Annotated in this window: 20 protein-coding genes; 12 read left to right on the top strand and 8 right to left on the bottom strand. The window is 64.3% G+C overall.

Annotated features, from left to right (window positions below; all coding sequences use genetic code 11):
- The first annotated feature begins 85 nt into the window (after positions 1-85).
- The 3 genes from ACLIVD_RS34230 to ACLIVD_RS34220 are packed head-to-tail and all read left to right on the top strand — an operon-like array spanning position 86 to position 4487.
- On the top strand, positions 86-1636 hold the full coding sequence (locus ACLIVD_RS34230) for an FAD-dependent oxidoreductase (protein WP_491931491.1): 1551 nt from the start codon (positions 86-88) through the stop codon (positions 1634-1636).
- 14 nt (positions 1637-1650) lie between these two features.
- The gene (locus tag ACLIVD_RS34225) at positions 1651-4026 is read left to right on the top strand and encodes an FdhF/YdeP family oxidoreductase (RefSeq protein ID WP_491931490.1); all 2376 of its coding nucleotides are present in this window, start codon (positions 1651-1653) and stop codon (positions 4024-4026) included.
- Between the two features lie 59 nt (positions 4027-4085).
- Positions 4086-4487 carry a DMT family transporter gene (locus tag ACLIVD_RS34220; protein ID WP_283334390.1) on the top strand — a complete coding sequence of 134 codons (402 nt, stop codon included), beginning with the start codon at positions 4086-4088 and terminating at the stop codon, positions 4485-4487.
- Here ACLIVD_RS34220 and ACLIVD_RS34215 read toward each other — a convergent pair.
- A complete protein-coding gene (locus tag ACLIVD_RS34215; RefSeq protein WP_283334389.1) occupies positions 4460-5227 on the bottom strand; it encodes a hypothetical protein in 768 nt (255 codons plus the stop codon). The two genes, ACLIVD_RS34220 and ACLIVD_RS34215, sit on opposite strands and share 28 nt — an antisense overlap.
- A 132-nt stretch (positions 5228-5359) precedes the next feature.
- On the opposite strand from ACLIVD_RS34215, the gene ACLIVD_RS34210 reads away from it, so the two are divergent.
- Complete coding sequence (locus ACLIVD_RS34210; protein ID WP_283334388.1) at positions 5360-5605, top strand: sigma factor-like helix-turn-helix DNA-binding protein; 246 nt, start codon at positions 5360-5362, stop codon at positions 5603-5605.
- Between the two features lie 121 nt (positions 5606-5726).
- Positions 5727-6035, top strand: a complete 309-nt coding sequence (locus ACLIVD_RS34205; protein ID WP_005250101.1) for an antibiotic biosynthesis monooxygenase family protein — start codon at positions 5727-5729, stop codon at positions 6033-6035.
- Positions 6036-6377: 342 nt separating this feature from the next.
- On the opposite strand, the gene ACLIVD_RS34200 is transcribed toward ACLIVD_RS34205, so the two are convergent.
- Positions 6378-6632, bottom strand: coding sequence for a hypothetical protein (locus ACLIVD_RS34200; RefSeq protein WP_491932979.1), 255 nt, complete (start codon positions 6630-6632; stop codon positions 6378-6380).
- A gap of 980 nt (positions 6633-7612) precedes the next feature.
- Here ACLIVD_RS34200 and ACLIVD_RS34195 point away from each other — a divergent pair.
- The 4 genes from ACLIVD_RS34195 to ACLIVD_RS34180 all read left to right on the top strand — a co-directional run bounded on the left by ACLIVD_RS34195 (position 7613) and on the right by ACLIVD_RS34180 (position 12420).
- Positions 7613-8293 (top strand): MspA family porin, encoded by a 681-nt coding sequence (locus ACLIVD_RS34195; RefSeq protein ID WP_283334511.1) that lies wholly within the window; start codon positions 7613-7615, stop codon positions 8291-8293.
- Positions 8294-8356: 63 nt separating this feature from the next.
- The gene (locus tag ACLIVD_RS34190; protein WP_491931489.1) at positions 8357-9040 is read left to right on the top strand and encodes an MspA family porin; all 684 of its coding nucleotides are present in this window, start codon (positions 8357-8359) and stop codon (positions 9038-9040) included.
- Between the two features lie 749 nt (positions 9041-9789).
- The gene (locus tag ACLIVD_RS34185) at positions 9790-11292 is read left to right on the top strand and encodes an MFS transporter (protein WP_491931488.1); all 1503 of its coding nucleotides are present in this window, start codon (positions 9790-9792) and stop codon (positions 11290-11292) included.
- A 141-nt stretch (positions 11293-11433) separates the two neighbouring features.
- Positions 11434-12420 (top strand): phytanoyl-CoA dioxygenase family protein, encoded by a 987-nt coding sequence (locus ACLIVD_RS34180; RefSeq protein ID WP_317569496.1) that lies wholly within the window; start codon positions 11434-11436, stop codon positions 12418-12420.
- Positions 12421-12485: 65 nt separating this feature from the next.
- Here the strand turns inward: ACLIVD_RS34180 and ipdC are convergent, their stop codons facing one another.
- Genes ipdC through echA20 form a run of 4 tightly spaced genes read right to left on the bottom strand, consistent with a single transcriptional unit; the run spans position 12486 to position 15977 of the window.
- Entirely contained in the window at positions 12486-13547 is a 1062-nt protein-coding gene (ipdC, locus tag ACLIVD_RS34175) for a (3aS,4S,5R,7aS)-5-hydroxy-7a-methyl-1-oxo-octahydro-1H-indene-4-carboxyl-CoA dehydrogenase (protein WP_491931487.1), read from the bottom strand.
- Positions 13544-14305, bottom strand: a complete 762-nt coding sequence (gene ipdB / locus ACLIVD_RS34170; protein WP_491931486.1) for a cholesterol ring-cleaving hydrolase subunit IpdB — start codon at positions 14303-14305, stop codon at positions 13544-13546. The genes ipdC and ipdB overlap by 4 nt, the downstream gene beginning before the upstream one ends.
- Positions 14302-15195 (bottom strand): cholesterol ring-cleaving hydrolase subunit IpdA, encoded by an 894-nt coding sequence (gene ipdA, locus ACLIVD_RS34165; RefSeq protein ID WP_491931485.1) that lies wholly within the window; start codon positions 15193-15195, stop codon positions 14302-14304. The genes ipdB and ipdA overlap by 4 nt, the downstream gene beginning before the upstream one ends.
- A gap of 5 nt (positions 15196-15200) precedes the next feature.
- Complete coding sequence (gene echA20, locus ACLIVD_RS34160) at positions 15201-15977, bottom strand: (7aS)-7a-methyl-1,5-dioxo-2,3,5,6,7,7a-hexahydro-1H-indene-carboxyl-CoA hydrolase (RefSeq protein WP_491931484.1); 777 nt, start codon at positions 15975-15977, stop codon at positions 15201-15203.
- A 79-nt stretch (positions 15978-16056) separates the two neighbouring features.
- On the opposite strand from echA20, the gene ACLIVD_RS34155 reads away from it, so the two are divergent.
- Positions 16057-16842: an SDR family oxidoreductase gene (locus ACLIVD_RS34155; protein WP_491931483.1), complete on the top strand. Its 786-nt coding sequence runs from the start codon at positions 16057-16059 to the stop codon at positions 16840-16842.
- Positions 16839-17753 (top strand): SDR family oxidoreductase, encoded by a 915-nt coding sequence (locus tag ACLIVD_RS34150; RefSeq protein WP_491931482.1) that lies wholly within the window; start codon positions 16839-16841, stop codon positions 17751-17753. Before ACLIVD_RS34155 ends, ACLIVD_RS34150 begins: the two co-directional genes overlap by 4 nt.
- 94 nt (positions 17754-17847) lie before the next feature.
- On the opposite strand, the gene ACLIVD_RS34145 is transcribed toward ACLIVD_RS34150, so the two are convergent.
- A complete protein-coding gene (locus tag ACLIVD_RS34145) occupies positions 17848-19077 on the bottom strand; it encodes a cytochrome P450 (RefSeq protein ID WP_491931481.1) in 1230 nt (409 codons plus the stop codon).
- A gap of 31 nt (positions 19078-19108) precedes the next feature.
- The gene (gene fgd, locus ACLIVD_RS34140; RefSeq protein ID WP_283334377.1) at positions 19109-20116 is read right to left on the bottom strand and encodes a glucose-6-phosphate dehydrogenase (coenzyme-F420); all 1008 of its coding nucleotides are present in this window, start codon (positions 20114-20116) and stop codon (positions 19109-19111) included.
- A 935-nt stretch (positions 20117-21051) separates the two neighbouring features.
- On the opposite strand from fgd, the gene ACLIVD_RS34135 reads away from it, so the two are divergent.
- Positions 21052-21885 (top strand): mycofactocin-coupled SDR family oxidoreductase, encoded by an 834-nt coding sequence (locus ACLIVD_RS34135; RefSeq protein WP_283334376.1) that lies wholly within the window; start codon positions 21052-21054, stop codon positions 21883-21885.
- Positions 21886-22284: the final 399 nt, after the last annotated feature.

Raw genomic sequence — 22284 nt, 5'->3', positions numbered from 1 at the left:
GCGAGGCCGGTGAGCGGGCACCTTCGTCGACGATTGTGCAGCGACTTTCCCGCGCGATCGGTGCCGTCCCGAATACGATGACGCCATGAGCCCTACCGAGGCAGTGGTGGCCGGTGCCGGTCCGACCGGGCTCACGCTCGCGCTGGAACTGGCGCGTCGGGGCGTGGAGGTGCGGATCCTCGACAAGTCGCCCGAGCCGTTCGCGGGTTCGCGGGGAAAGGGATTGACCGCGCGCAGCCAGGAAGTGATGGACGATCTCGGCATCGTCGACGAGATCGTCGAGGCGGGGTTCCGGCACCTGCCCAGCCGGGTCGCGGTGCGCGGCCAGGTGGTGCGCGACAGCGACCCGCACGCGGACCTGAGCCCCACGCCCGATCGGCCCTACGACGGCGGTCTGATGATCCCGCAGTGGCGGACAGAGCAGATCCTGCGAGAAAGACTGTCGGAGTTCGGGATCGACGTGGAGCGCGGTGTCGAGGTGGTCGGCTTCGAGCAGACCACCGACAAGGTGACCGTCCGGCTCGCCGGCGGCGGGACCGTCATGGCGCGCTACCTGGTCGGCTGCGACGGCGGGCGCAGCGCGGTGCGCAAGGCGCTCGGGGTGACGTTCGAGGGGACGGGCGGCATCGAGGGCATGCTCCTCGGCGACGTGTCCGTCGACGGGCTGGTCCCCGATCGCTGGTACCAGTGGACGCACCCCGAGCGGGGGTTCGTCGCGTTGTGCCCGTTCCGTGGAATCAACTCCTGGCAGTTCCAGGGCGTGCCGTTCGCGGACTTCGACGAGGAGGGCAACCTGCCCGAACCGTCGCTCGAGTACTTCCAGCGGGTTCTCGACGACATCGCCTGCGGCCCCGGCGTGCGATTGTCCGAACCGACGTGGCTGTCCACCTGGCATGTGAACGTGCGGATGGTGGACCGCTTCCGCGACGGTCGGGTGTTCCTGGCCGGGGATGCGGCCCACGTTCATCCACCGTCCGGTGGGCTCGGGATGAACACGGGAATCCAGGACGCCTACAACCTCGGGTGGAAGTTGGCTCTCGCCCTGGCCGGCTCCGCGGACCCGTCGCTCCTCGACACGTACCAGGAGGAACGCTTGCCGCTCGCGCGCTGGACGCTCGGGGTGAGCAGCGCGGGACTGCAGAAGGTGGCCTCGAACCTCGGACGCGAGGACTCCGAGAGTTTTGCGGGCGCGGTGACCGAAGACGGCCAGCAACTCGGTCTGGGCTACCCGTGGAGTTCGCTGTCGCGGGACGGGGACGCGACGACGGGTCTGCGCGCCGGAGATCGCGCACCCGACGCGCCCTGCCTGAGCCCCGACGGCACGCCGCTGCGGCTGTTCGACGTGTTCCGGGGGACGCACTTCACGGTCCTCGGGTTCGGCGGCGGCTCCCGGCACATCCTGCAGACCCTGGCCGAAGACGCGCCCGACGACGTGACGTACGTGGTGGTGGGCGATTCCCGAGGTCCCGGCGTGGACGTCGTCGACGACCGCGGTTTGGCGCGCAGCGCATACGGGGCACACGGTGGCACGCTGGTGGTGGTGCGCCCCGACGGGTACGTCGCGCTCACCGCCGCGGCCACCGCGGCCGACGACGTCATCGACTATCTCGGTCGACTGGTGGGGAGGTCGTCCTGACGAAAGGCTGAACGATGCGACACAAGGACGAGGAACGGGACTACGACGAGGCCGATCTCGAGGTCGGGCCCCCGAAGGACCACGCGGCAGGCCCGACCGCTGTCGCGGTGTCGATGAAGCGCGCGCTCGAGCACATGGGCGTGGTCCGCACGGCCGAGACGTTGCTGCAACTGAACCAGGCCGAGGGGTTCGATTGCATGAGCTGTGCGTGGCCCGATCCGGAGCCGGGCCACCGGCACGCCGCGGAGTTCTGTGAGAACGGCGCCAAGGCGGTGGCAGAAGAGGCCACCCGCGACCGCGCGACACCCGAATTCTTCGCCCGCCACAGTATCGCCGAGCTCGACTGTCACAGCGAGCACTGGCTGGGTCAGCAGGGCCGGATCACGCATCCGATGGTGAAGCGGCCCGGCGGAACGCACTACGAGCCCATCGAATGGGACGAGGCCTTCACCCTGATCGGGGATCAGCTGAACGCCCTGGACAGTCCGGACGAGGCGATCTTCTACACGTCCGGCCGGGCGTCCAACGAGGCGGCGTTCGCGTACCAGCTGTTCGTCCGCGCGTTCGGGACGAACAATCTGCCCGACTGTTCCAACATGTGTCACGAATCGACCAGCATCGCGCTGCAGGAGTCGATCGGCATCGGCAAGGCCAGCGTCACGATGGACGACGTCTATCAGGCGAAACTCATTGTGCTGCAGGGCCAGAATCCGGGTACCAATCATCCGCGGATGTTGTCGGCGCTGGAGAAGGCCAAGCAGAACGGTGCGAAGATCCTCTCGATCAACCCGCTCCGTGAGGCGGGCCTGGTCAACTTCAAGAATCCGCAGACGCCCCGCGGCATGGTGGGCCCGGGCACCGACTTGTCCGACATGCACCTGCCTATAGCACTGAACGGCGACCTCGCGCTGCTCCAGGCGTTCGGCTCACTGCTCGTCGAATGGGATGCCCTCGATCAGGAGTTCATCGACCAGCACACGATCGGATTCGAGCTGTGGAAGCAGCACGTCACCGACATCGACTGGGACGTCGTCACCCGCACGACCGGGCTGTCGCGGGAACAGATCACCGACGCGGCCCGGCTCCTGCGGGATTCCGACGCCACCGTGTTCTGCTGGGCGATGGGACTCACCCAGCACCACAACTCGGTGGCGATCATCAAGGAAGTCACCAATATCGCTCTCGCTCAGGGAAACATCGGCAAACCCGGTGCCGGGCTGCTGCCGGTGCGCGGGCACTCGAACGTACAGGGCGACCGCACGATGGGGATCTGGGAGCGTCCGCCGCGGCACTTCCTGGACGCGCTCGCGAAGGAATTCGACTTCGATCCGCCCCGCGAGAACGGGTACGACACCGTCGATTCCATCCGGGCGATGCGTGACGGCAAGGCGCACTTCTTCCTCGGGCTGGGCGGCAACTTCGTCCAGGCCGCCCCGGACACCGACGTCACCGCCGCCGCACTGCGCAAGACCCGGATGACGGTCCACGTCTCGACGAAGATCAACCGCTCGCATCTCGTGTGCGGTGACACCGCTCTGATCCTGCCGACGCGGGGGCGCACCGAGCAGGATGTCCAGGCGGGTGGGCCGCAATTCATCTCGGTCGAGGACTCGACGTGTTCGGTCCACGCCTCCCGTGGTCCATTGAAACCGGCCAGCCCGCACCTCGATTCGGAGGTGGGGATCGTCACCCGCATCGCCGAGGCCACGATCGGCGACCGCTACGGTCTCGAGTGGAAGAAGATGCGGGACGACTACGCGAACATCCGCCTGCACATCTCGCGGGTGGTGCCCGGCTGTGAGGGGTACGAGGTGAACGTCCGCCGGCCGGGCGGGTTCGTCCTGCCGCACCCGCCGCGTGATTCCCGGACGTTCCCCACCCACTCGGGGCGCGCCGAATTCGCGGTGTCCCCGATCGAGGTGCTGCAGGTGCCCCCGCGGCACGTGATCCTGCAGACGATCCGCAGCCACGACCAGTTCAACACCACGATCTACGGGCTCAGCGACCGCTACCGCGGAATCGAAGGGGGACGCCGCGTGATCTTCCTGCACCGCGACGACATCGCCGCCCTCGGATTCGACGACGGGGACATGGTCGACCTCTTCACACACTGGGCAGAAGACGACCGCGTCCGCTGTGCCCACGATTTCCGGATCGTCGAATACGACACGCCCCGGGGTTCGGCCGCCGCCTACTACCCGGAGACCAACCCGCTCGTCCCGCTCGATTCCACGGCGGCAGGCAGCAACTGTCCCACGTCGAAGTCCGTCATCGTCTCCCTGGAACATGCCGGCAAATACAGCGCCGAATTCCCACCGGAGGCGAGCCAGGACCAGGTCGGATCGGACCGATTCCACAAGGCGACCCCCCAGCCGAAGCACCTCTCCTGACGTGAGTGGCATCGTGTGCGCCGGCACGCTTTCCCACTCACCTGCGCAGGTGAGTGGCGATGTGTGCGGGGCTACGCGTCGGCACTCACGTCGCCGGGCGAACCGGACATTCTGCACTTACCACGAAGGGTGTGGTGCACCTCGCCGGTGAGGGGCCGAGGCCGCTGTTCAGCTCGCTCGAGTTGTACGCGCTCGTCGTGGTGGGAGCCGCCGCGGTCGCGCTGCAGCAGTCGGCCTTTCAGGTCGGAGCGCTGCAGGCGTCGCTGCCCGCGACCACTGTGATGGAACCACTCGTGGCGTCGCTGCTCGGCGAATACCTCGACGCCGACCGGAAGGTGACCGCCGTCCTCGTCGCCCTGATCGCGGTCATCATGGCCGCGGTGGCGCTGGCGCGCGGCGCCGCCGTCGTGGAGGACGCGGGCACGGATCCGGCTCAGCCCCTGTCCCGATCGCGCAGGTAGGCCGCAAACGGTTCGTGGCGTTGTATGCGCGACACGGCGATTCGACGCGCCACCACCCACATCAGCGCGGAGATGACGACGGCGAGGACGACGCACAGCGCGAAGTCCGCGGTGCCGATCCGTGTGTGCACATCGGCGGGTCGCATGAGGCGCCACAGCACGACCGGGACGACGGCGATCGCGACGGAGAATGCCGGGAACACCCCGTACGGCACCACCAGCAGGATCAGCCATCGGACGACGACGGTGTGCCAGCGGTCGCGTTGCTCCCACCGCCACCGCAGCGACCGCTGGTGGTAGGGGAAGAACACACCGACGAGACTCGACCCGGCGAGTGCACCGAACGGACACAGCGCCACCGCGACGACCACCACCGCCGTGAACAGCCAGTCCTGCTCGACGAAACCCACGGCGACCGCGATGGTCGCGCAGATCGGCGCGATCAGCATCCACAGCGCCACCGCCTTCGCGGCGAGCAACGCACCCAGCGCGGCCCCGTCGTCGAGTGCGGCGAGAACCCGCTCACGGTCCGGTGCCAGCACGTTGGTGGCGGTGACGTCGGCGTACATCCAGCCGGCGAGGGCCAGAGCGAAACCCGACGGTCCGGTCCACTCGAACAACCAGTTCCGGGGCAGCAGGAACCAGGCCCCGATCATCAGGACGGCATTGAACGCAACGGTCGCCAGGGTGTCTGCCGGGTTGCGCCAGATTCTGATCCACTCCGCGCGAAGAGCGGCCATGCCGTTCAGCGTAAAGCGTCGGGCGGGCCGTCGGAGCCGTGTCGGCAGGATCCCGGACGATCGGGACTCCGGTCCCTTCCACCTGGGACATCGGGTCGGCGACAGTGGTGCGATCCGAGAGAAAGGCCTGTCGTGACCATCGACGACGAGGAGGCAGCCGGGGCCGCGACCCTGATGGACACCCTCCCCGACCGCCACCGGACGGTGCTGCGACTCCGGCTCGCGCACCGCCTCCCGGCCGTCGAGGTGGCGCGCATTCTCGGGACGAACGTCGAGGGCGTGCTCCTCCTCCAGCACGCGGCGCTCAACCTCCTCCGGCGGCAACTCGCCGCGGGGGCGGTGGTCGACGGCGACAATCCGGCGAACGGGCAGTACTGATCGACGCCGCGGGATCCCGCGGTGCTGCCTCTTTCACGTCGTCTCGGCGGTGTGCCGGCGCGTTCGTGGAGTTTGCCGACCCACAGGTTCATTCTGAGGAGGGTCCGAAAGGAGAGCCACAATGATGACAATCATCACCAGAGTTGTGCTTCGCGAGGAGGGAGCCGAGCGATGGGACGGCGCAATGCATGAGCGGGTTGCTGCGGCGCGTGAAAAGCCGGGGTGGATATCAGCGCAGCTTCTCAAGGGGGTCGACGAGCCACTCGAGCGCGCCATCGTCGGTGTGTGGGAAACGAGAGAAGACTGGTCGGCCTGGCATCATGACGAAGCCTTCCGCGCGACTCGCGACGAGCTCGTGGGACTTGAAGCCGGCCAGATGGATTCCACCTGGTTCGAGGTGGTCCAGAACACTGCGACTGAAGAAGACTGATCGAGGTGTCGGTAGCTACCGGCTGGAACAGGGCACGTGTGGTCCGGGCGTGCTGATCGAGCCGCGCCCGGACCACCAGGGATCCGGTTGTGCCGGACTTTCGGTTCGGCGGTGCATATCCGGATTCGCCGAAGCATGCTCCGTTGAATGTTCGACGAAGTGAAAAGGAGTTCCGTCCCTCACGAACTCGTGTCCGGAATGTGATGCTGCTCCACGTCGAGGACGGATCAATCTTCGAAGCCGGGCGTCCGTGGTCGGGCGGGACGACCGGCGACCATCTCGCGGACGCCGGGACGGTACCGAGCGATTGGGTTGGGCGCAAGTCCCCCCGATCCGCGTCCTTCACGCTGGCAGGGTGCTGATCTTGACCAGGTTGTGCGCCAGGACACCGTGGCCGACCCAGATCTTGGCGCCCTCGGTGCTGTCGATGCGGGTGCGGTCCCAGCCGTATCCACGTTGGCACTCCTGCGCGAAGGACTGAGCCGAGACCGGATTGCCGTCCCCGATCGCGGTCTCACAGGCTGCGAGGATTTTGCCGCCATCGATCAGCGGCTGCAGGTACTCGTTCTGCCCTGCGTGAACTCCCGCGCCGTACACGCCCAAAATTATTTCGCCCGAGCAATCTTCAGGCCCTCGCAGGGCATTGCCGCGAGCAAAATTCGCGGCCGGCTAGCAAGCAGGTAATAAGTTCCGTCGTCTCACGTTCCATCGTCAATAGTGCCGAGGGTCACCGCTCGCCGTGTGACTGGTGACCGACCGCAAATATAATTGGATCGAACGATTGTGTCAACTGATCCACTACCCTGATTGCTGGTTGAGGGTGGGGGACCTGAGAGTTGGGCATTCTAGAACGCAGGTTGTCACCCGACCCTGTCGCGTTCCTCCTAATCGTGGCGTGAGATCTGGTGTCACGCGATAGGGGTGTCCCGGCAGCACTCGAAAGATCCCATGATTTCTGAATAGACAATGAGGCTATTGCCAAGACCCGCTGTCTCGTTTACGGTCTGTGACCGGTAGCACAGCTGAGTGATGCGATGCGAAGGGCGTTCGAGGCGACGGCGATTGGGTCTTCGTTGTCCCAACCAATCGTGTTCGGAGAGCGAGGGCAACGACAGGCATAGATGAGCAGTGAATGAGGTGATTTCCGGTATGACGGCGTGTAAGCAACGCGGTCACGCGGGAGCGGCGGTTGTGCTGGGCAGTACAGGACCAGTGTGTGGCGCATCCAGGCTTGGATGAATCGTCCTGAGTTCGTCGTGTAGAACGATTCCAGGCGGCCCTCACGTCAGAGCGAGCACCGAACGCCGCGATTCGCAGTTCCACAACTCAGCGTGGAGCGCTGTGCCCGCGGACCCGAAAACTGACCTGGGCCACATTCTCGAGATGGGAAGGTCCACAAAGCCACAGCGCCCGCACGTCATAACTTCCGCACGTGGTCATCGGTCGATCTTCGTCGATGCGGAGAGAGTAAGAAGGCTCCTCTCGATGCCTCTCCCGTAGATGGGATCGACCTCATATCTCAACTTGGCCTATGGGCCGCGTTAACAGCTTCCAACCCGAATAAGGAGAATCAAGTGATCACGAACGAACACAAGCCGGGTTTCCCCCGCATTGTGCGTATTGCAGGCCTCGGTGCCGCTGCTCTTGCGTTCAGCGTGATGTCCAACGCCGTAGCGAGCGCTGACACTCTTATTCCGCTGCCTGATGGGTCGAAAACGGGGCCGAACGCGACGGTGACGCGGACGGCGGAGAGTGCATTGGTATCGCCGTCGTTGGCGGCCAATGGTGCCGGCCGCACGGCGTGGGTGTCAGGCACGGTGACCGCAGATGTCAAGGGCATAAAGGAGGTCACCGAGGCGCCCACCGCAAATGGAACGCCCAATACCGCGGGTACGTATAACGGCACGAACGGATCTACCACACACGGGGTTTCGCGAGTATCGACCGGGTACATCGTGGGTTGTCAGGTGGACGTGACCGGTCTGTCGGCCAACCCGTCGCTCAGCTTGGGAATGGACTCCCTCGCGACGTCTGTCGGTTTGACAGTTCCCCTGAACTCCGGTGAAGTCAAGTACGTTCCTGTTACCGCTAAGGACATCCTGAAGGACGGGGTGTACACACTGCAGTACCACGACGCCGAACTGCAGGTACAGAACTGCGGCGGCTTTGCTCAGGCTCGCGCATACACCGTAATGGAGATCGTGGGCAACGACTATTCGAAGACTGTTCTATACGGAGCCCCGTTCAGCATCGGCTGACTTCTGCGCTAGCTCCAATTCATCTTTCTCGCGTGCGCGAGGCTTCTACCCTGAGAGGGAACAATGACTATTAACCGAAAGAACGGTGCGCGGTTGGCTGCGGTTGGAGCCGCTGCTGTCGCGACCATGGGTTTTTTCTCTGTCGGTGCCGCGAACGCTGACACCTTCGTGCCCCTGCCGGGTGGCACGGCCACAGAGACCCTGGCGGACGGCACTGTAGTCACACTTCACTTGACGAACGAGAGCGCAAACGTGTCAGCGTCGCTGGGCTCGACGCCACTGCACCGCAACGTCTGGGTGTCGGGTAAGGCTTCTGTCAACCTTCAAGGCAATCCCGCGAAGACTGCTTACATCTACCCGGGTTATATCTTGGCTTGTCAGGTCGACTTCGGGGCCGGGGTGGCAGGCAATGCAGGAGCCTCAGTGACTCCCAGCCAACTGGCCTCCGGAACTGCTTCGATTCCGGCTTCCGGCGGCGCAAACGGCGGTATTACGCTTGGGCCAGGTCAGGCGGTTGACACCGCCATCCTCGACATCGAAATGCCGGATGCATATGGATCGGAAATCCATTGGGGCGCTCACTACTTCCAGGGTGGTGCAGGTTCCGTTGGTTGGTCCGACGTCTCTCTCGGCGTCAACGGCTGCGCCGGCTACGCCCAGGCTCGCTCGTACGTCAAAGTCGAGGTCGAGACCGGGAATGTCAAGAGCACTGTCACACTGTGGGGACAGCCGTTCAGTATCGGATGATCGACCGGCTGCCGGATGCCTCCAACTCCAGAACAGGAACCGCGTAGGCAGGCCTGTGCTGGAGTTTCATAGGGTGGTCGCAGCGCCGTGACCATCGCTGACAGCCATGCTCGTTGCGGTAGAAGGTCTCGCCATCTTTGGCCGCAACGAGCGGACGAACCGCAAGCGCGGCCATCGCCCACCGCGTGGCCGTCTGAGTGCTGAAGGTCGGGCTGGTTGTGGCCTCCGTACTAATCCCGCGAGATCGTCCGCCGGCAGGGCTGGCTCATTGTGAACGGGCGCGGGACGCTCGAGTTCAAACACAGCGTTGTCGAATGTCTTTTCTGCGACCATTGTGCGCTGCGTAGGGATTCGAGGGAGCTCCGGCGGTGTAACCCACTCCTCGGGCGATGCGGAACCGATGGGAAACCAGGGCACGCTCGCGTCTCCTCGTCTTCACAACCCCAAAGGGGCGTCATGGATGACACCGTCACAGAATTGAGCGATCGCTTGGTTTCGTGAGCGTTGCCGAAGATTTGTTTCACTCGCTCGCTCCGGTGGGCCGGTGGCGTGCCGCCATGGGAGTGTGTCAAATACCCTCCAGTGCAACGTGGATGGGTCTTGATTCCTGCGTCCAACGTAGTGGATCAGTTGACGGAATCGCTCGCTCTATCTTAATGTGTGACGGGTCACATGGTCCGTGGGACTCCCGGACAACGCACATCACTCACGTCCGCGCGGCCTAGCCGCTAAAGAAATGCAGGTAGCGCATGTCTGCTAACCCCGAAAACTGGGCCCGCCAGGGAGCCGCTCCGATTCCCCCTGCCGGCGAGGACTATTCGCGCGATGCGGACGGTGTCGCACACAAATCGACTGCGGGTTGGATCGGCGTCCTGATAGTTCTGGTGCTTCTCTCCGAAGAAGTAGCGTATGCCTTCAATCTGGTGACTCCCGCACTGCCGGAGATGGCGATGGCCTTCTCGACGCCGAATATTGCGTGGGTGTCCACTCTGTTCACCCTCGCCGGTGCTGTCACTGCACCGCTGGTCGGAAAGCTCGCGGACAGGGACGGCAAGAAGAAATGGCTGCTCATTGTGACTGCCTGTATGGCGGTCGGGTCTTTGATCGTTGCCGTTGCTCCGAACTTCGCCGTTGTTCTCGCCGGACGTGCGATCGAGGGTATCGGCCTTGCAATCCTACCCATCACATACTCGCTGATGAGGGATATTTTCCCGAAGCGGATGCTCGCACTTGCGGTCAGTCTCGCCACCGCGGGTATTGGTGTCACTGGCATTATTGGGCCGGTAGTCGCAGGTGCCCTGCTCGACCAATTCGGCTACCGTGGTGTGTTCTTCGCGCTGGCAATCTTCCCCATCGTGATAGGTGGGATTCTAGTTATTATCGTGCCCGAGTCGCCAGTGCGCGTCACAACCAGCATCGACTGGGTTGGTGGCTTACTGCTCGGAGGTGGCGTGGCGGGCCTCCTGTTCGGACTCGGTGAAGGTGGAACGTGGGGTTGGACTTCATGGAAGACTCTGGCATGCGGCGTAATCACACTGGGCGTCTTTGTCGGGTGGGCGCGTTACGAGTCGAAGATCGTCGAGCCGCTCATTGACCTCGCAGTTCTTCGCGGTCGGGCCGTTGTCACCACGTTGATCACCCAGTTCACCGGCCAAGCCGTCATCGTTCTTCAGTTCATCCTCTTGTCGTTCATCGTGCAGACCCCGGCGGCACTGGGGATCACATATGGACTCGGTGAGTCAGCGGGGTATATGGCCCGCATCACGACGCCGGGTGGCATTGCGTCGGTGCTGATGGGCTTCACGGTTGGGTATCTCGCGGAGAAGCGTGGAGCACGACTGCCAAACGTCGTCGGGTTCGGGTTGATGGCGGTCGGATCTGCGATGCTGGCTCTCGCTCACACGAGTTTCAGCACAATTTTAGCCGGGTACCTCGTGTACGCATTCGGTGGCGGATTGATCAGCGCTGCAATTCCCAATCTCGTTATTGCGGCCGCGCCGGTGCGGCTGCAAGCCGTAACCGCCAGCACAGTAAACGTTGTCGGATCACTCGGCAGCGCGGTCGCCGTACAGATCGGGTTTGCGATTCTTTCGCTCAATGTCGTCACCGTTGTGGAGGGCTCGCCGATCTACGCGGGAATGGGGTTCACCACCGTGTATGCCTTGACGACTGCTCTCGCTCTCGGTGGCCTGGTGGCGAGTTTGATGATGAGACATGGTCTCAAGCCGCAATCAGTGGAGTCCGTGGCCTGAACCCGCCTGGTGATCGCCGAAGATGTCCCCGAGTGCGGGCTTCGGATGAAAAAGTGCAACAGACCAAGACGCATCCAGCACTGCTGCAGAACATTAGCGCCACCGGCAAGGTTCCTCGTCGCAAACAATTAAGGGGAAAGAATGAATGACACATCGGCAAAGATCGTGCAGGATCACCCGATCGCGACTACCGATATAGAACTCGGCAAGCGTCAACTCGACAAGTTCGGGTACACAGTTCACGAGAGCCTGATCTCGGCCGATGAGGTGGCGCGCACGCGAAGTAGGCTCGAGGAGCAGGCCGCGCTCGAGCTCGAGCAAGGCGTTGCATCATTCAGGATGGCAAACGAGATCACGCTCGGCGACCGCGAGCTCGGGAGGCCCGCACACGGTGCGCTTCCTGCATGGCAAGCGATCCTGGCACTGCCGAACAAAGGTCGCGAATTTATCGACCTGGCCATGAATCCTGTTGTGGCTGAATATGGTCGACACATACTCGGAGGCGTTCCTTTCTTTATGGCGCAGTCGACGGGTCTCGTAGTGCGCCGCGGGTCGGGGGGCCAAGTTCTCCACAGCGACCAACAACCAATCCCCTTTGCGACGCCTTCCCCGGTCTACTTCCATGCGATGGTGGCGCTGAGCGACTTCGAAGTCGGTATGGGTGTGACCGAGATGGTGCCCGGTAGCCATCACTGGCCTTCGCCACGCATAGGGAGAAACCCCCAGACCGGGAAGGCTGAGTCGCTAGAGTCCTTCACCTCGGAACCGATGGTTTGTAAGGCAGGCTCGGCGGTCATCTTCGAGAGTAGAACGTGGCATTTCCAGGGACGATCAAGTTCAGATAAGACACGACTCTCCATCCTCAATGGCTATTGCATGCACTTCATGCGACCTCAGGACGACTACGTCGCCTCTCTGCACGACGACGTGTACGACAACCTGTCGGAAGCCGAAAAAAGGATGCTCGGGTTCGAGGTGGTTGCTGAATACACGGGACGGGTCTTTCCCCGCTCTGAAACCGACAGTCGCGGTAGTGTGAATGCCCGGTACCCCTACATCCCGGAACTCCGGAGCGGAGTCGATCGCCGGGCGATACGGTTCGAGGATATGCATTCCGACGAGAGCTGACAGCAGAGGGGTGCGTGGCCATGGCTGTTTGGCACGCACCCCAGGCTGGCAGCTGCAACCTGTCGTCAGGTGCGGAGGGCGCCGAGTGCGTCGATGCGTTTGATGGCGTCGGCGATTATGCCGTCGATGAGGTCCTTGCAGGTGGGTAGGTCGTCGAGTAGTCCGACGACCTGTCCGGAGGCGAGGACGCCGGCGTGGGTGTTGCCGTCGACGAGCCCGGCTTTGAGCAGCATCGGGGTGTTGGCGGCCATGATGATCTGCTGCCAGGTGCGGTCGCTGGACTTTTTCATGGCGAGGCCGTCTTTGACGAGCGTCGACCATGTCATGCCGGTCATGGCCTTGAATTTGGATGCGTTGCGGGCGGCGGCGACGAGGCCGCGGATGTTGCCGGAGTGTTCGAGGCTGTTGACGAGGTCGGTGTTGAGGACCCGGTGGGGCATGCCGTCGACCTTGCGGGAGACGGTGGTGTCCTGCAGTCCCCGGGCGAGGTATTGCTGTTTGACGGAGTCGGGGACCGTCGATTCCTGGGTGAGCAGGAAGCGGGTGCCCATCGCGATGCCGGCGGCGCCGTAGGCGAGGGCGGCGGCGAGTCCGCGTCCGTCGTAGAAGCCGCCGGCGGCGACGACGGGGATGTCGACGGCGTCGAGCACCGAGGGCAGCAGCAGGGTGGTGGCCACGGGGCCGGTGTGCCCGCCGCCCTCGCCGCCTTGCACGATCACGGCGTCGGCGCCCCACGAGGCGACCTTCTTGGCGTGTTTGGCGGCGCCGATCGACGGGATGACGACCACGCCGGCGGTTTTGAGCTTCGCGATCAGTTCCTGTTTCGGTGCCAGCGCGAACGACGCGACGCGCACGTTCTCCCGGATGAGCAGGTCGATGCGTTGCGGGGCGTCGGTGGCGTCGGCGCGGATGTTGACCCCGAACGGTTTGTCGGTGAGGGTCTTGGTCTTCGCGATCGCCGATGCGAGTTCGGTGTAGGTCATCGTCGCCGATGCCAGGATGCCGAGGCCGCCGGCGTTGGCGGTGCCGGCGACGAGTCGTGGTCCGGCCACCCAGCCCATCCCGGTCTGGACCACCGGGTGTTGCACGCCGACCAGCTCGGTCAGCGCGGTGCGGAGGGTGCTCATGCCGACACCTCCCGCTCGCGCAGGTTGCGGGGGTCGAGGACCTCGCGGATCAGCTGTAGTTCGTCGTCGGTGGGTGCGCGGGTGGCGCCGGCGTCGGCGAGTCCTGCCACCTCGAACGAGGTGTTCTCGGTGACCTGGTCGGCGGTGACGCCGGGGTGCAGCGACAGCGCCCGGAAGGTGTGGTCGGGTCCGCCGAAGTCGAACACCCCGAGGTTGCTCACCACCCGGTGCAGGTGGTGGAAGCGGTAGGCGGGGTTTTCCGGGTCGATCTGGTCGTAGCCGACGCCCGAGACGATGTCGACCTTGTCGCAGAACACCCGCGGGGTGTGTTTGCCCACCCAGTAGCTGGTGGGGTGGTTGATCGTGTTGCCGGGGGCGCCGCGGACGCCGAACATCTGCCGTGTCGGCTGCTGCAGCGGACCGAACGCCGACAGGTTCTGGTTGCCGTGTCGGTCGATCTGGTTGGCGCCCATCACCACGTGCCGGCGGCCGGAGGCGACGACGTCGAAGACCTTCCGGAACGGCATCCAGCCCTCGATGGGGGCCTTCGCGCCGACGGCGGGGGTGTCGGCGAAGATCAGGGCCTCGCCGTCGGTGATCAGCAGGTCGGGTTCGGTGGTCAGTCGCGCGAGGCGGGCGCCGATCAGGGGCAGGGTTGCCATCGGGCTGGCCATGATCTCGCCTGCCCCGGAGAAGATGTCGGCGCACGCGATCGCGCAGTACTCGGCGCGGGTGACGTCGGTGGTCGTCTCGCTCATGCCTGCTGCTCCTCTGCAAATTTTTTCACGGCGGCCTGGTAGTGGTCTTCGCTGCCGGACAGGTAGGTGTCGACGAACTGCTGCCACGCCTTCGGGGTCTTCGCCGATTCGGCGTAGTGGCGCTGGAATTTCTCGTCGCGGCCGTAGCTGTCGCCGGCGAGGGTGAAGTGGGCGCCGTGCGGGGCCTCGATCACGCCGTCGACCATCATCCGGTTGAGGATGAGGTTTTGCAGTGGAACGGTTTTCACCAGTTCCTCGGTTTCCACCACCCGTTCGACGGAGACGAACCGCTTCTCGGCGGCCGCGCAGTACAGGTCGTCGAAGTAGGGGTCGACTCCGGTGTAGGCGGCGTTGCCGTGCTTGTCGCCGAGGTTCAGGTGGACCAGGGCCGCATCGAGATTGAGGGCGGGCATCGCGATCAGCGTCTCCGGCGTGCCGGACGCGTCGGGGTAGGGGGAGGTGACGGTGCGCAGTTCCTCGCCCCAGAAAGCCCGGACGTCGGAGCCGAGCCCGGCGCGGATCGGCAGGAACGGCAGCCGGGCGGCGGCGGCCTCGAGGCCGCACTTGACCATGCCCTCGTCCATTTCGCGGACCTCGATCGCACCCGCGGTCCGCGCCTTCGCGAACCACGGGTCGTAGAACGGGGCCGAATCGAGGGACACGAAACCGTAGTACGCCTTCCTGACCTTGCCCGCCGAGCACAGCAACCCCAGGTCGGGGCCGCCGTAGGTGACGACGGTGAGGTCGGTGACGTCCGAGCGCAGCAGCGCCCGGATCAGCGCCATCGGTTTGCGGCGCGAACCCCAGCCGCCGATGCCGATGGTCATTCCGCTGCGCAGTTGCCCGACCGCGTCGTCGAGCGAGATCCTCTTGTCGCGTTTGCTCGCCATCGATGTCAGCCTTTCCTGGTGTTCGAGTTCGAGCGGGGCTTGCCGGTTTCGACGAACTCGTCGCGGTGCTCGTCGGAGACGCCGGCCAGGTTGAGTTCGAAGGTGTAGCCCTGCTCGAGGCGGTAACTGGTCTTCACGTCGACGGGGTCGATGCCGTTGATGGCTTCCTTGGCGCAGCGGATGACCCGGGTGTCCTTGGCCGCGATCGTGGCGGCGATGTCGCGGGCGGTGTCGTCGAGTTTTTCGCGCGGCACCACCTCGTACACCGATCCGAAGTGCTGGAGTTGCTGGGCGGTGACGTTCTGCGCCGTGTAGTACAGCGTGCGCATCATGTGCTGGGGGACGAGTCGGGCGAGGTGGGTGGCGGCGCCGAGTGCGCCGCGGTCGACCTCGGGTAGTCCGAAGACGGCGTCGTCGGACGCGACGATCACGTCGGCGTTCCCGACCAGGCCGATGCCGCCGCCGACGCAGAATCCGTTGACCGCGACCACGACGGGCACGGCGCAGTCGTAGACGGCGGCGAACGCGGCCGCGCAGCCGCGGTTGGCGTCGACCAGCGCGCCGTAACCGTCGGTGGCCTGCATTTCCTTGATGTCGACGCCGGCGTTGAACCCGCGTCCCTCCGCTCGCAGGATCACCACGTGGGTGTCCGGATTCCGGCCCGCGTCGAGTACGGCGTCGGCCAACTCGAACCAGCCCCGGGACGGGATGGCGTTCACGGGCGGGTAGTCGACCGTGACCGTGGTGATGCCCCCGGTCTCATTTTCAGTCCGGATCCCCATTTTCTTTTCTCCTCCACGCCGCGACTTCACTCACCAAGCAATTGCTTGGTAGGGTAGCACGATGGAAACAGGTTCTAACATGACCGGAAGTGTCGTGCTGGTGACCGGCGGTGTTCGCGGGGTGGGCGCCGGCATCAGCCGCACGTTCCTGCGGGCGGGCGCGACGGTGGTGGCCTGCGCCCGCCGGCCGGGGGAGGCGCCGGTGGAGGTGGACGGCCGGGTGGTCGAATTCCTGCCGTGCGACATCCGTGATCCGGGGCAGGTGCAGGGTCTCGTCGACCGGATCGTCGAGCGGCACGGCCGGCTCGATGTCCTGGTCAACAATGCCGGCGGCGCACCGTTCGCGCTCGCGGCGGAGGCGAGTCCGAAGTTCCACTCCAAGATCGTCGAGCTGAATCTGCTCGCCCCGCTGCTGGTGTCGCAGGTCGCGAATGCGGTGATGCAGAAGCAGGATTCCGGTGGTGCGATCGTGAACATCTCCAGCGTCAGCGGCTCGCGACCGTCGCCCGGGACCGCGGCGTACGGTGCGGCGAAGGCGGGGGTCGACAGTCTCACCGGCAGTCTCGCGGTCGAGTGGGCGCCCAAGGTGCGGGTCAACTCGGTGGTCGTCGGCCTGGTCCGCACCGAACTCGCGCATCTGCACTACGGCGACGAGGCGGGGATCGCGGCGGTCGGGGACACGGTCCCGCTGGGCCGGATGGCCTGCCCGGAGGACATCGGCAACTGCGCGGTGTTCCTGGCTTCACCGCTGGCGGCGTACGTCAGCGGTTCGACACTGACCGTCCACGGCGGCGGAGAACGTCCCGCCTTCCTGGCGGCAGCGACAGCATCTACAGCGACAGCATCTACAGAGGAGAAGGCATGAGTGGAGTGGTCGACGGTCGCGTCGTCATCGTGACGGGCGCCGGACGCGGAATCGGACGCGCCCACGCGCTGGCGTTCGCCGCCGAGGGCGCCAAGGTGGTGGTCAACGACATCGGAGCCGGTGTCGACGGTTCCGCGACCGGGGAGGGTCCGGCCGAACGGGTGGTCGCGGAGATCGTCGCCGCGGGCGGCGAGGCCGTCGTCAACGGTGACGACGTCGCGGACTGGGCCGGCGCCGAGAACCTGATCAACACCGCCATCGGCACGTACGGACGCCTGGACGTGCTGGTGAACAATGCCGGGTTCCTGCGCGACCGCATGCTCGTCGGGATGAGCGAGCAGGAGTGGGACGCCGTCGTGCGCGTGCATCTGAAGGGGCATTTCGCGACGCTGCGCCACGCCGCCGCGTACTGGCGGGCCGAGGCGAAGGCGGGCAACCCGGTCGACGCCCGGATCGTCAACACCAGTTCCGGTGCCGGACTGCAGGGTTCGATCGGGCAGGGCAATTACGCCGCCGCGAAGGCGGGGATCGCGGAGATGACCATTCAGGCGGCCGCGGAACTGAACAACTACGGTGTCACCGTCAACGCGATCGCCCCGGCCGCACGCACCCGGATGACGGTCGGCGCGGGCGGCGCGATGGCGGAGGCGATGGCCGCGCCCGAGGAGGGGTTCGACGCGATGGCGCCGGAGAACATCTCCCCGCTCGTCGTGTGGCTGGGCAGCACGGAGTCGAAGGATGTCACCGGCCGGGTGTTCGAGGTGGAGGGAGGCAAGATCACCGTCGCCGAGGGCTGGCGGCACGGCCCCACCCAGGACAAGGGTGCGCGCTGGGAACCGAAGGAGATCGGGCCCGTCGTCGCCGACCTCCTCGCCAAGGCCGAAACCCCGCTCCCGGTCTACGGCGCCTGAACAGGGGGGTGCGCAGCGCATGTCGATTCCGCTGCGCACCCATGAGTCGTCGGAGCACGGCTGCCTTTGGCAATTCAGCTCGGGAGCACGTGGACTAGGTGAGCCGCACTCGGATCATTTCGAGTCCCTGAGTGGCCGCTGACGACCCGGAGAAGGCCGACGAGTCGACGAGGTGCATGTCAGGAAACCGAGTCGCCAGCACTTGCAGCGCTTCGGTCATTTCGGCTCGCGCCAGTGCGTGGCCGAGACACAATCGGTGACCGCGCCCAAAGGTGAGATGCTTTGTCGCGTTCGCCCGGGCTAGATCAAATACATCGGGGTTAGGGAACATCGCAGGATCGCGGTTTGCAGCAAAGATATTGAGCGCGATCGGAGTGCCCGGGGAGAAGTGAATGTCGTCGACAACCAGGTCCTGGGTTACCGTCCGCAAGATGGTGTGCAGGGAAGGTTGCAGGCGCATCGATTCGTCGATCGCAGCTGTTGCCAGGTCGGGGTTCTCGACGAGCGCATCCCATTGCCCCCGGTTCTGCATGAGAAGCGCCACGGCGGAACCGAACTGCAGCCTGGTGGTGTCATGTCCCGCGAAGAGAAGGTTGACTAGAGCGCCAAACATCTCTCCCTCGGAGAGACGGTCCTCGTTACCAGCGTCGGATTCCGCTTCGATAATCGCTGTCACGAAGTCGTCAGCAGGTTTCACACGGCGAAGGGTGACTAGATCACGGAAGTACTCGTACAGACCGCGCAATGCGCGATCGATTTCGCCCATGAATGGGTCGATGGGGTAATGGGAGAGTCGTGCAAGACTGACAGTCCACTCCTTGAAAAGTGGAATATCCGCAACGGGCACGCCGAGTAGTCGGCAGACGACTTCGATGGGATATACATCGTTGAAGTCAGCGACGAGGTCCAGCTCACCACTGGACGTGTGAGCGTCCAGCAGCCCCTCGGCGCAGGCACGCATGACCGAACGGAGTCGCCTCACTCGTGACGCCGAGAACGCCAGTTGTAGTACGCGCCGGATCGGATCGTGGCGAATCCACGGCATCAGCGGGAGCATGCCTTCCGACGCGTACTGGAGGATAAGGTCCGAAGCGTTCTGCTGTCTGTAGTACTCGCTGCCGGGTCCGTCGAGGTGTTCTTTGTCCAGGGTCAGTTGGGAACAGGCTTCGTACGACAGAACCTCATAGCCGCGAACGGACCTAGCCAGCCATATTCGCTCACGCGCGGCGCGCACTACCGATGCTGGATCTGCCCGATACTCATGACTTTCGTAGTCGAGATAAGGAAGCGCCAGGTCCTCCAGGGTGCGTATCTGCGTCGCCATCACGCGTTTCCTTCAGAATGGGAGATGGACTTCACGCCAGCGCCCGCAGGCGCGGCGCAAGGTCACGCTCGAAAAGCTGAAGGAAGCGCTTCTGGTCGTGCCCAGGCGCATGGAAAACGAGGTGATTGAGTCCGGCATCGACGTACTGCCGGATCTGCTCGACCGCGTGGTCGGGGTCCGATGCAACGATCCACCGCTTGGTGACCTGTTCGATGGGCAACGCATCGGCTGCCGCTTCCATCTCGATCGGATCATCGATGCTGTGTTTCTGCTCCGCAGTCAGCGATAGGGGTGCCCAGAACCGAGTATTCTCGCGTGCACTCGCCGGATCGGTGTCGTAAGAAAGCTTGATCTCGATCATCCGATCGATCGAATCGGACTCACGGTCCGCTTTCTGTGCCCCTTCCTCCACCGCCGGCAGCAGCCTCTCGGTATACAGGTCCATCCCTTTGCCTGATGTGCAGATAAACCCTTCCCCGGCTCGTCCTGCATACCGCGCTACCAAGGGTCCGCCCGCCGCGATGTACACGGGGATGCCGCCCTTGGGAACGTCGTAGATCGATGCCCCCTTCGTCCTGTAATAGACGCCGTCGAAGTCGACGCGCTCCCCGGTCCACAGGGCTCGCATCAGGTCAACCGACTCGCGGAGGCGGGCGAACCGCTCCTTGAACTCCGGCCAGTCACCTTCGAATCCGGTGGCGATCTCATTGAGCGCTTCACCTGTGCCCACGCCGAGCATGATCCGGTCGGGGTAGAGGCAGCCCATGGTCGCGAAGGCTTGCGCAATCACCGCGGGGTTGTATCGAAAGGTTGGGGTCAGAACCGAAGTGCCAAGCTGGACTCGCTTCGTACGCTCGCCAACCGCGGTCATCCAGGCGATGGAGAAGGGTGCATGTCCACCGGTGTGCCGCCACGGCTGGAAATGGTCGGAGACGGTGACACTGTCCAGGCCGTGATCTTCAGCCGCCACGCCCAACTCGACCAATTCTCTGGGCCCGAACTGTTCTGCAGATGCTTTGAGGCCAAGCTTGAGGTCCATGATTCTCCTGAGGTCAACGCTCGTCGGGACATCGCATCATCAGGTTCTCTGCCCGTCGTATCGTGCTTACGGGCCGGGCACGCCGCCGCAGCGCACCCAGGATCGGCGTCACTCGACCCAGAGGCTGTGATGTGCGACATACGCTATCACGAAAACGAGCAAGCGCATGCTTGGTATTGCTCCCTTTTCGTGTGCGGCGGGAGTGGCGGGTGGCGGCGGGCATGGTCGGCACCCGGCATGGTGGCGTGGGCATCCGTGTTCAGCCCCACAGTAGGAGGGTGCGTAAACAGTGCATCTCCGTGCGAACTTCGCCCACTTCGCCCAGGTATGAGAGTGGGTCGATATCTGCGTCGTCGTGCCGGGTTTTTGAGCCGTTGGCGCGAGCGGGCTGCGGGGTGCCGCTACGCGGATGATTCGGCAATGAAACCCCCTATTGTGTAATTGATTTCGCTTCTACTTGCGATCAGGCATAAGTGCCGGTCATGGAGCGATTCGACCATGGTCCCGAGGATGGGTGAAAAAGGGGGATCGCGAGTGCGCGTCCAATCTTGAAGCCGGGAACGCTGGCCCCGGGGTGTCGACGTCGGATACTAGCAGGCTGGAGGACGGGATGGGGCGAAAGGGATGGCTCCGAGGTTCCGCTTGACAGTTGTGACCTGCCTCATAAAGATGGGTAGCAAGCGCATGCTTGGGTAGTCGCGCTTGCACGCGTAGTAGGAGTACTTGTTGTTGACTCATGCGTCGCCAGGATTCGAGAAGGTCCCAGCCTCCCTGAGTGGTCGTCGCGTACGAGTGGCGACCAGGATCTGCGCGAACCCGACGCGTGCTCGCAACCTGTGTTCGCATACATCCATGCGCGCACGTCGGCGAAGTAGGAAAGGGCATCGACCGATCCGGTCGACACCGACATCACCACGAGAAAGGAAACACTCACAATGGGACGGGTAGCCGGCAAGGTCGCGTTCATCACCGGAGCCGCACGGGGTCAGGGCAGGTCCCACGCGTTGCGGCTGGCGGAGGAAGGCGCGGACATCATTGCACTGGACATTCTCGAAGACGTGGAGACCGTGCCCTACGAAAGTGCCTCCGCTGAAGATCTCGACGAGACAGTCGCCCTGGTGGAGAAGACCGGCCGGCGGATAGTTGCACAGAAGGTCGACGTCCGCGATCAGGCAGCCGTGTCGGAGGCTGTACGCCAAGGAGTCGCCGAACTCGGCCGTTTGGATGTGGTTGTGGCCAACGCAGGGATCTTCGGAACTCCGGCGAAGATCTGGGAAATGACCGACGAGTTGTGGCAGACCACCATCGACGTCAATCTGACGGGAGTCTTCCACACCGTGAAGGCCACGGTCCCATACCTCCTCGAGCAAGCCGAGGGCGGCTCGATCATCATCACCAGCTCCGCAGCCGGCCTCAAAGGCGTACCGAACTACGGAAGCTACTCGGCGTCCAAACACGGTGTACTCGGCCTCGCGCGTTCACTCGCCATGGAACTCGCCGAACACAACATCCGAGTCAATACCGTACATCCCGGGAATGTCGACACCAAGATGATCATCAACGACACCACCTTCAAGGTGTTTGTGCCGGACAAAGAGCATCCCACGAAGGACGATGTCCGGGAGAGCTTTATGTCGACGCTGATGATGCCGATCCCCTGGCTGGATGCGACCGACATCTCGAATGCCGTGCTATGGCTCGCGTCGGACGAGTCGCGATACGTGACCGGTGTGGCCCTGCCCGTCGACGCAGGAATGACGGCGAAGTAGCAACACCGAATTCAGGAGTCGGGATGCCGGGGGCGCAGCTACATTTGCCCAGCCCCCGCGCGGGAAGCCGTGTGAAGTCGACCGTTGGTTCCGCACGAGTGAACCCGCAATCGACGCCGGGCCCGATTCGGGCCAGCGCGCGAAAATCACTATCGCTCAACAACAACTGCTCCCGGACGGCTCGAAGACCTGATGAAGCAGAAGCTCGTCAGCCTCGACGCCGTCGAGATCACCGTGCTCGATGAGGCCGACCACATGGCCGACTGAGTTTCACCGGCCAAATAGGACGAAAGTCCGTCGCGAATTCAGCACGTCATCCACGCAGCTTGAACCCGCTGTCGACGGCTTACATGACGCGAGCCAATCGTTTCCAACCAGTTTTGGCGCACGAGCGCACCC

The sequence above is a fragment of the Rhodococcus sp. G6(2025) genome (genome assembly GCF_058628105.1).
Note: the sequence above shows the minus strand (reverse complement) of the source record. Positions and strands in the feature narration are given on the sequence as shown.

Coding starts and splice junctions, on each gene's coding strand:
- ipdC (WP_491931487.1), bottom strand. CDS start 13,547: ATGAGCACCCTCCGCACCGCGCTGACCGAGCTGGTCGGCGTGCAACAC.
- ipdB (WP_491931486.1), bottom strand. CDS start 14,305: ATGAGCGAGACGACCACCGACGTCACCCGCGCCGAGTACTGCGCGATC.
- ACLIVD_RS34190 (WP_491931489.1), top strand. CDS start 8,357: ATGACTATTAACCGAAAGAACGGTGCGCGGTTGGCTGCGGTTGGAGCC.
- echA20 (WP_491931484.1), bottom strand. CDS start 15,977: ATGGGGATCCGGACTGAAAATGAGACCGGGGGCATCACCACGGTCACG.
- ACLIVD_RS34215 (WP_283334389.1), bottom strand. CDS start 5,227: ATGGCCGCTCTTCGCGCGGAGTGGATCAGAATCTGGCGCAACCCGGCA.
- ACLIVD_RS34135 (WP_283334376.1), top strand. CDS start 21,052: ATGGGACGGGTAGCCGGCAAGGTCGCGTTCATCACCGGAGCCGCACGG.
- ACLIVD_RS34150 (WP_491931482.1), top strand. CDS start 16,839: ATGAGTGGAGTGGTCGACGGTCGCGTCGTCATCGTGACGGGCGCCGGA.
- ipdA (WP_491931485.1), bottom strand. CDS start 15,195: ATGGCGAGCAAACGCGACAAGAGGATCTCGCTCGACGACGCGGTCGGG.
- ACLIVD_RS34145 (WP_491931481.1), bottom strand. CDS start 19,077: ATGGCGACGCAGATACGCACCCTGGAGGACCTGGCGCTTCCTTATCTC.
- fgd (WP_283334377.1), bottom strand. CDS start 20,116: ATGGACCTCAAGCTTGGCCTCAAAGCATCTGCAGAACAGTTCGGGCCC.
- ACLIVD_RS34230 (WP_491931491.1), top strand. CDS start 86: ATGAGCCCTACCGAGGCAGTGGTGGCCGGTGCCGGTCCGACCGGGCTC.
- ACLIVD_RS34155 (WP_491931483.1), top strand. CDS start 16,057: ATGACCGGAAGTGTCGTGCTGGTGACCGGCGGTGTTCGCGGGGTGGGC.
- ACLIVD_RS34205 (WP_005250101.1), top strand. CDS start 5,727: ATGATGACAATCATCACCAGAGTTGTGCTTCGCGAGGAGGGAGCCGAG.
- ACLIVD_RS34225 (WP_491931490.1), top strand. CDS start 1,651: ATGCGACACAAGGACGAGGAACGGGACTACGACGAGGCCGATCTCGAG.
- ACLIVD_RS34180 (WP_317569496.1), top strand. CDS start 11,434: ATGAATGACACATCGGCAAAGATCGTGCAGGATCACCCGATCGCGACT.
- ACLIVD_RS34220 (WP_283334390.1), top strand. CDS start 4,086: ATGTGTGCGGGGCTACGCGTCGGCACTCACGTCGCCGGGCGAACCGGA.
- ACLIVD_RS34185 (WP_491931488.1), top strand. CDS start 9,790: ATGTCTGCTAACCCCGAAAACTGGGCCCGCCAGGGAGCCGCTCCGATT.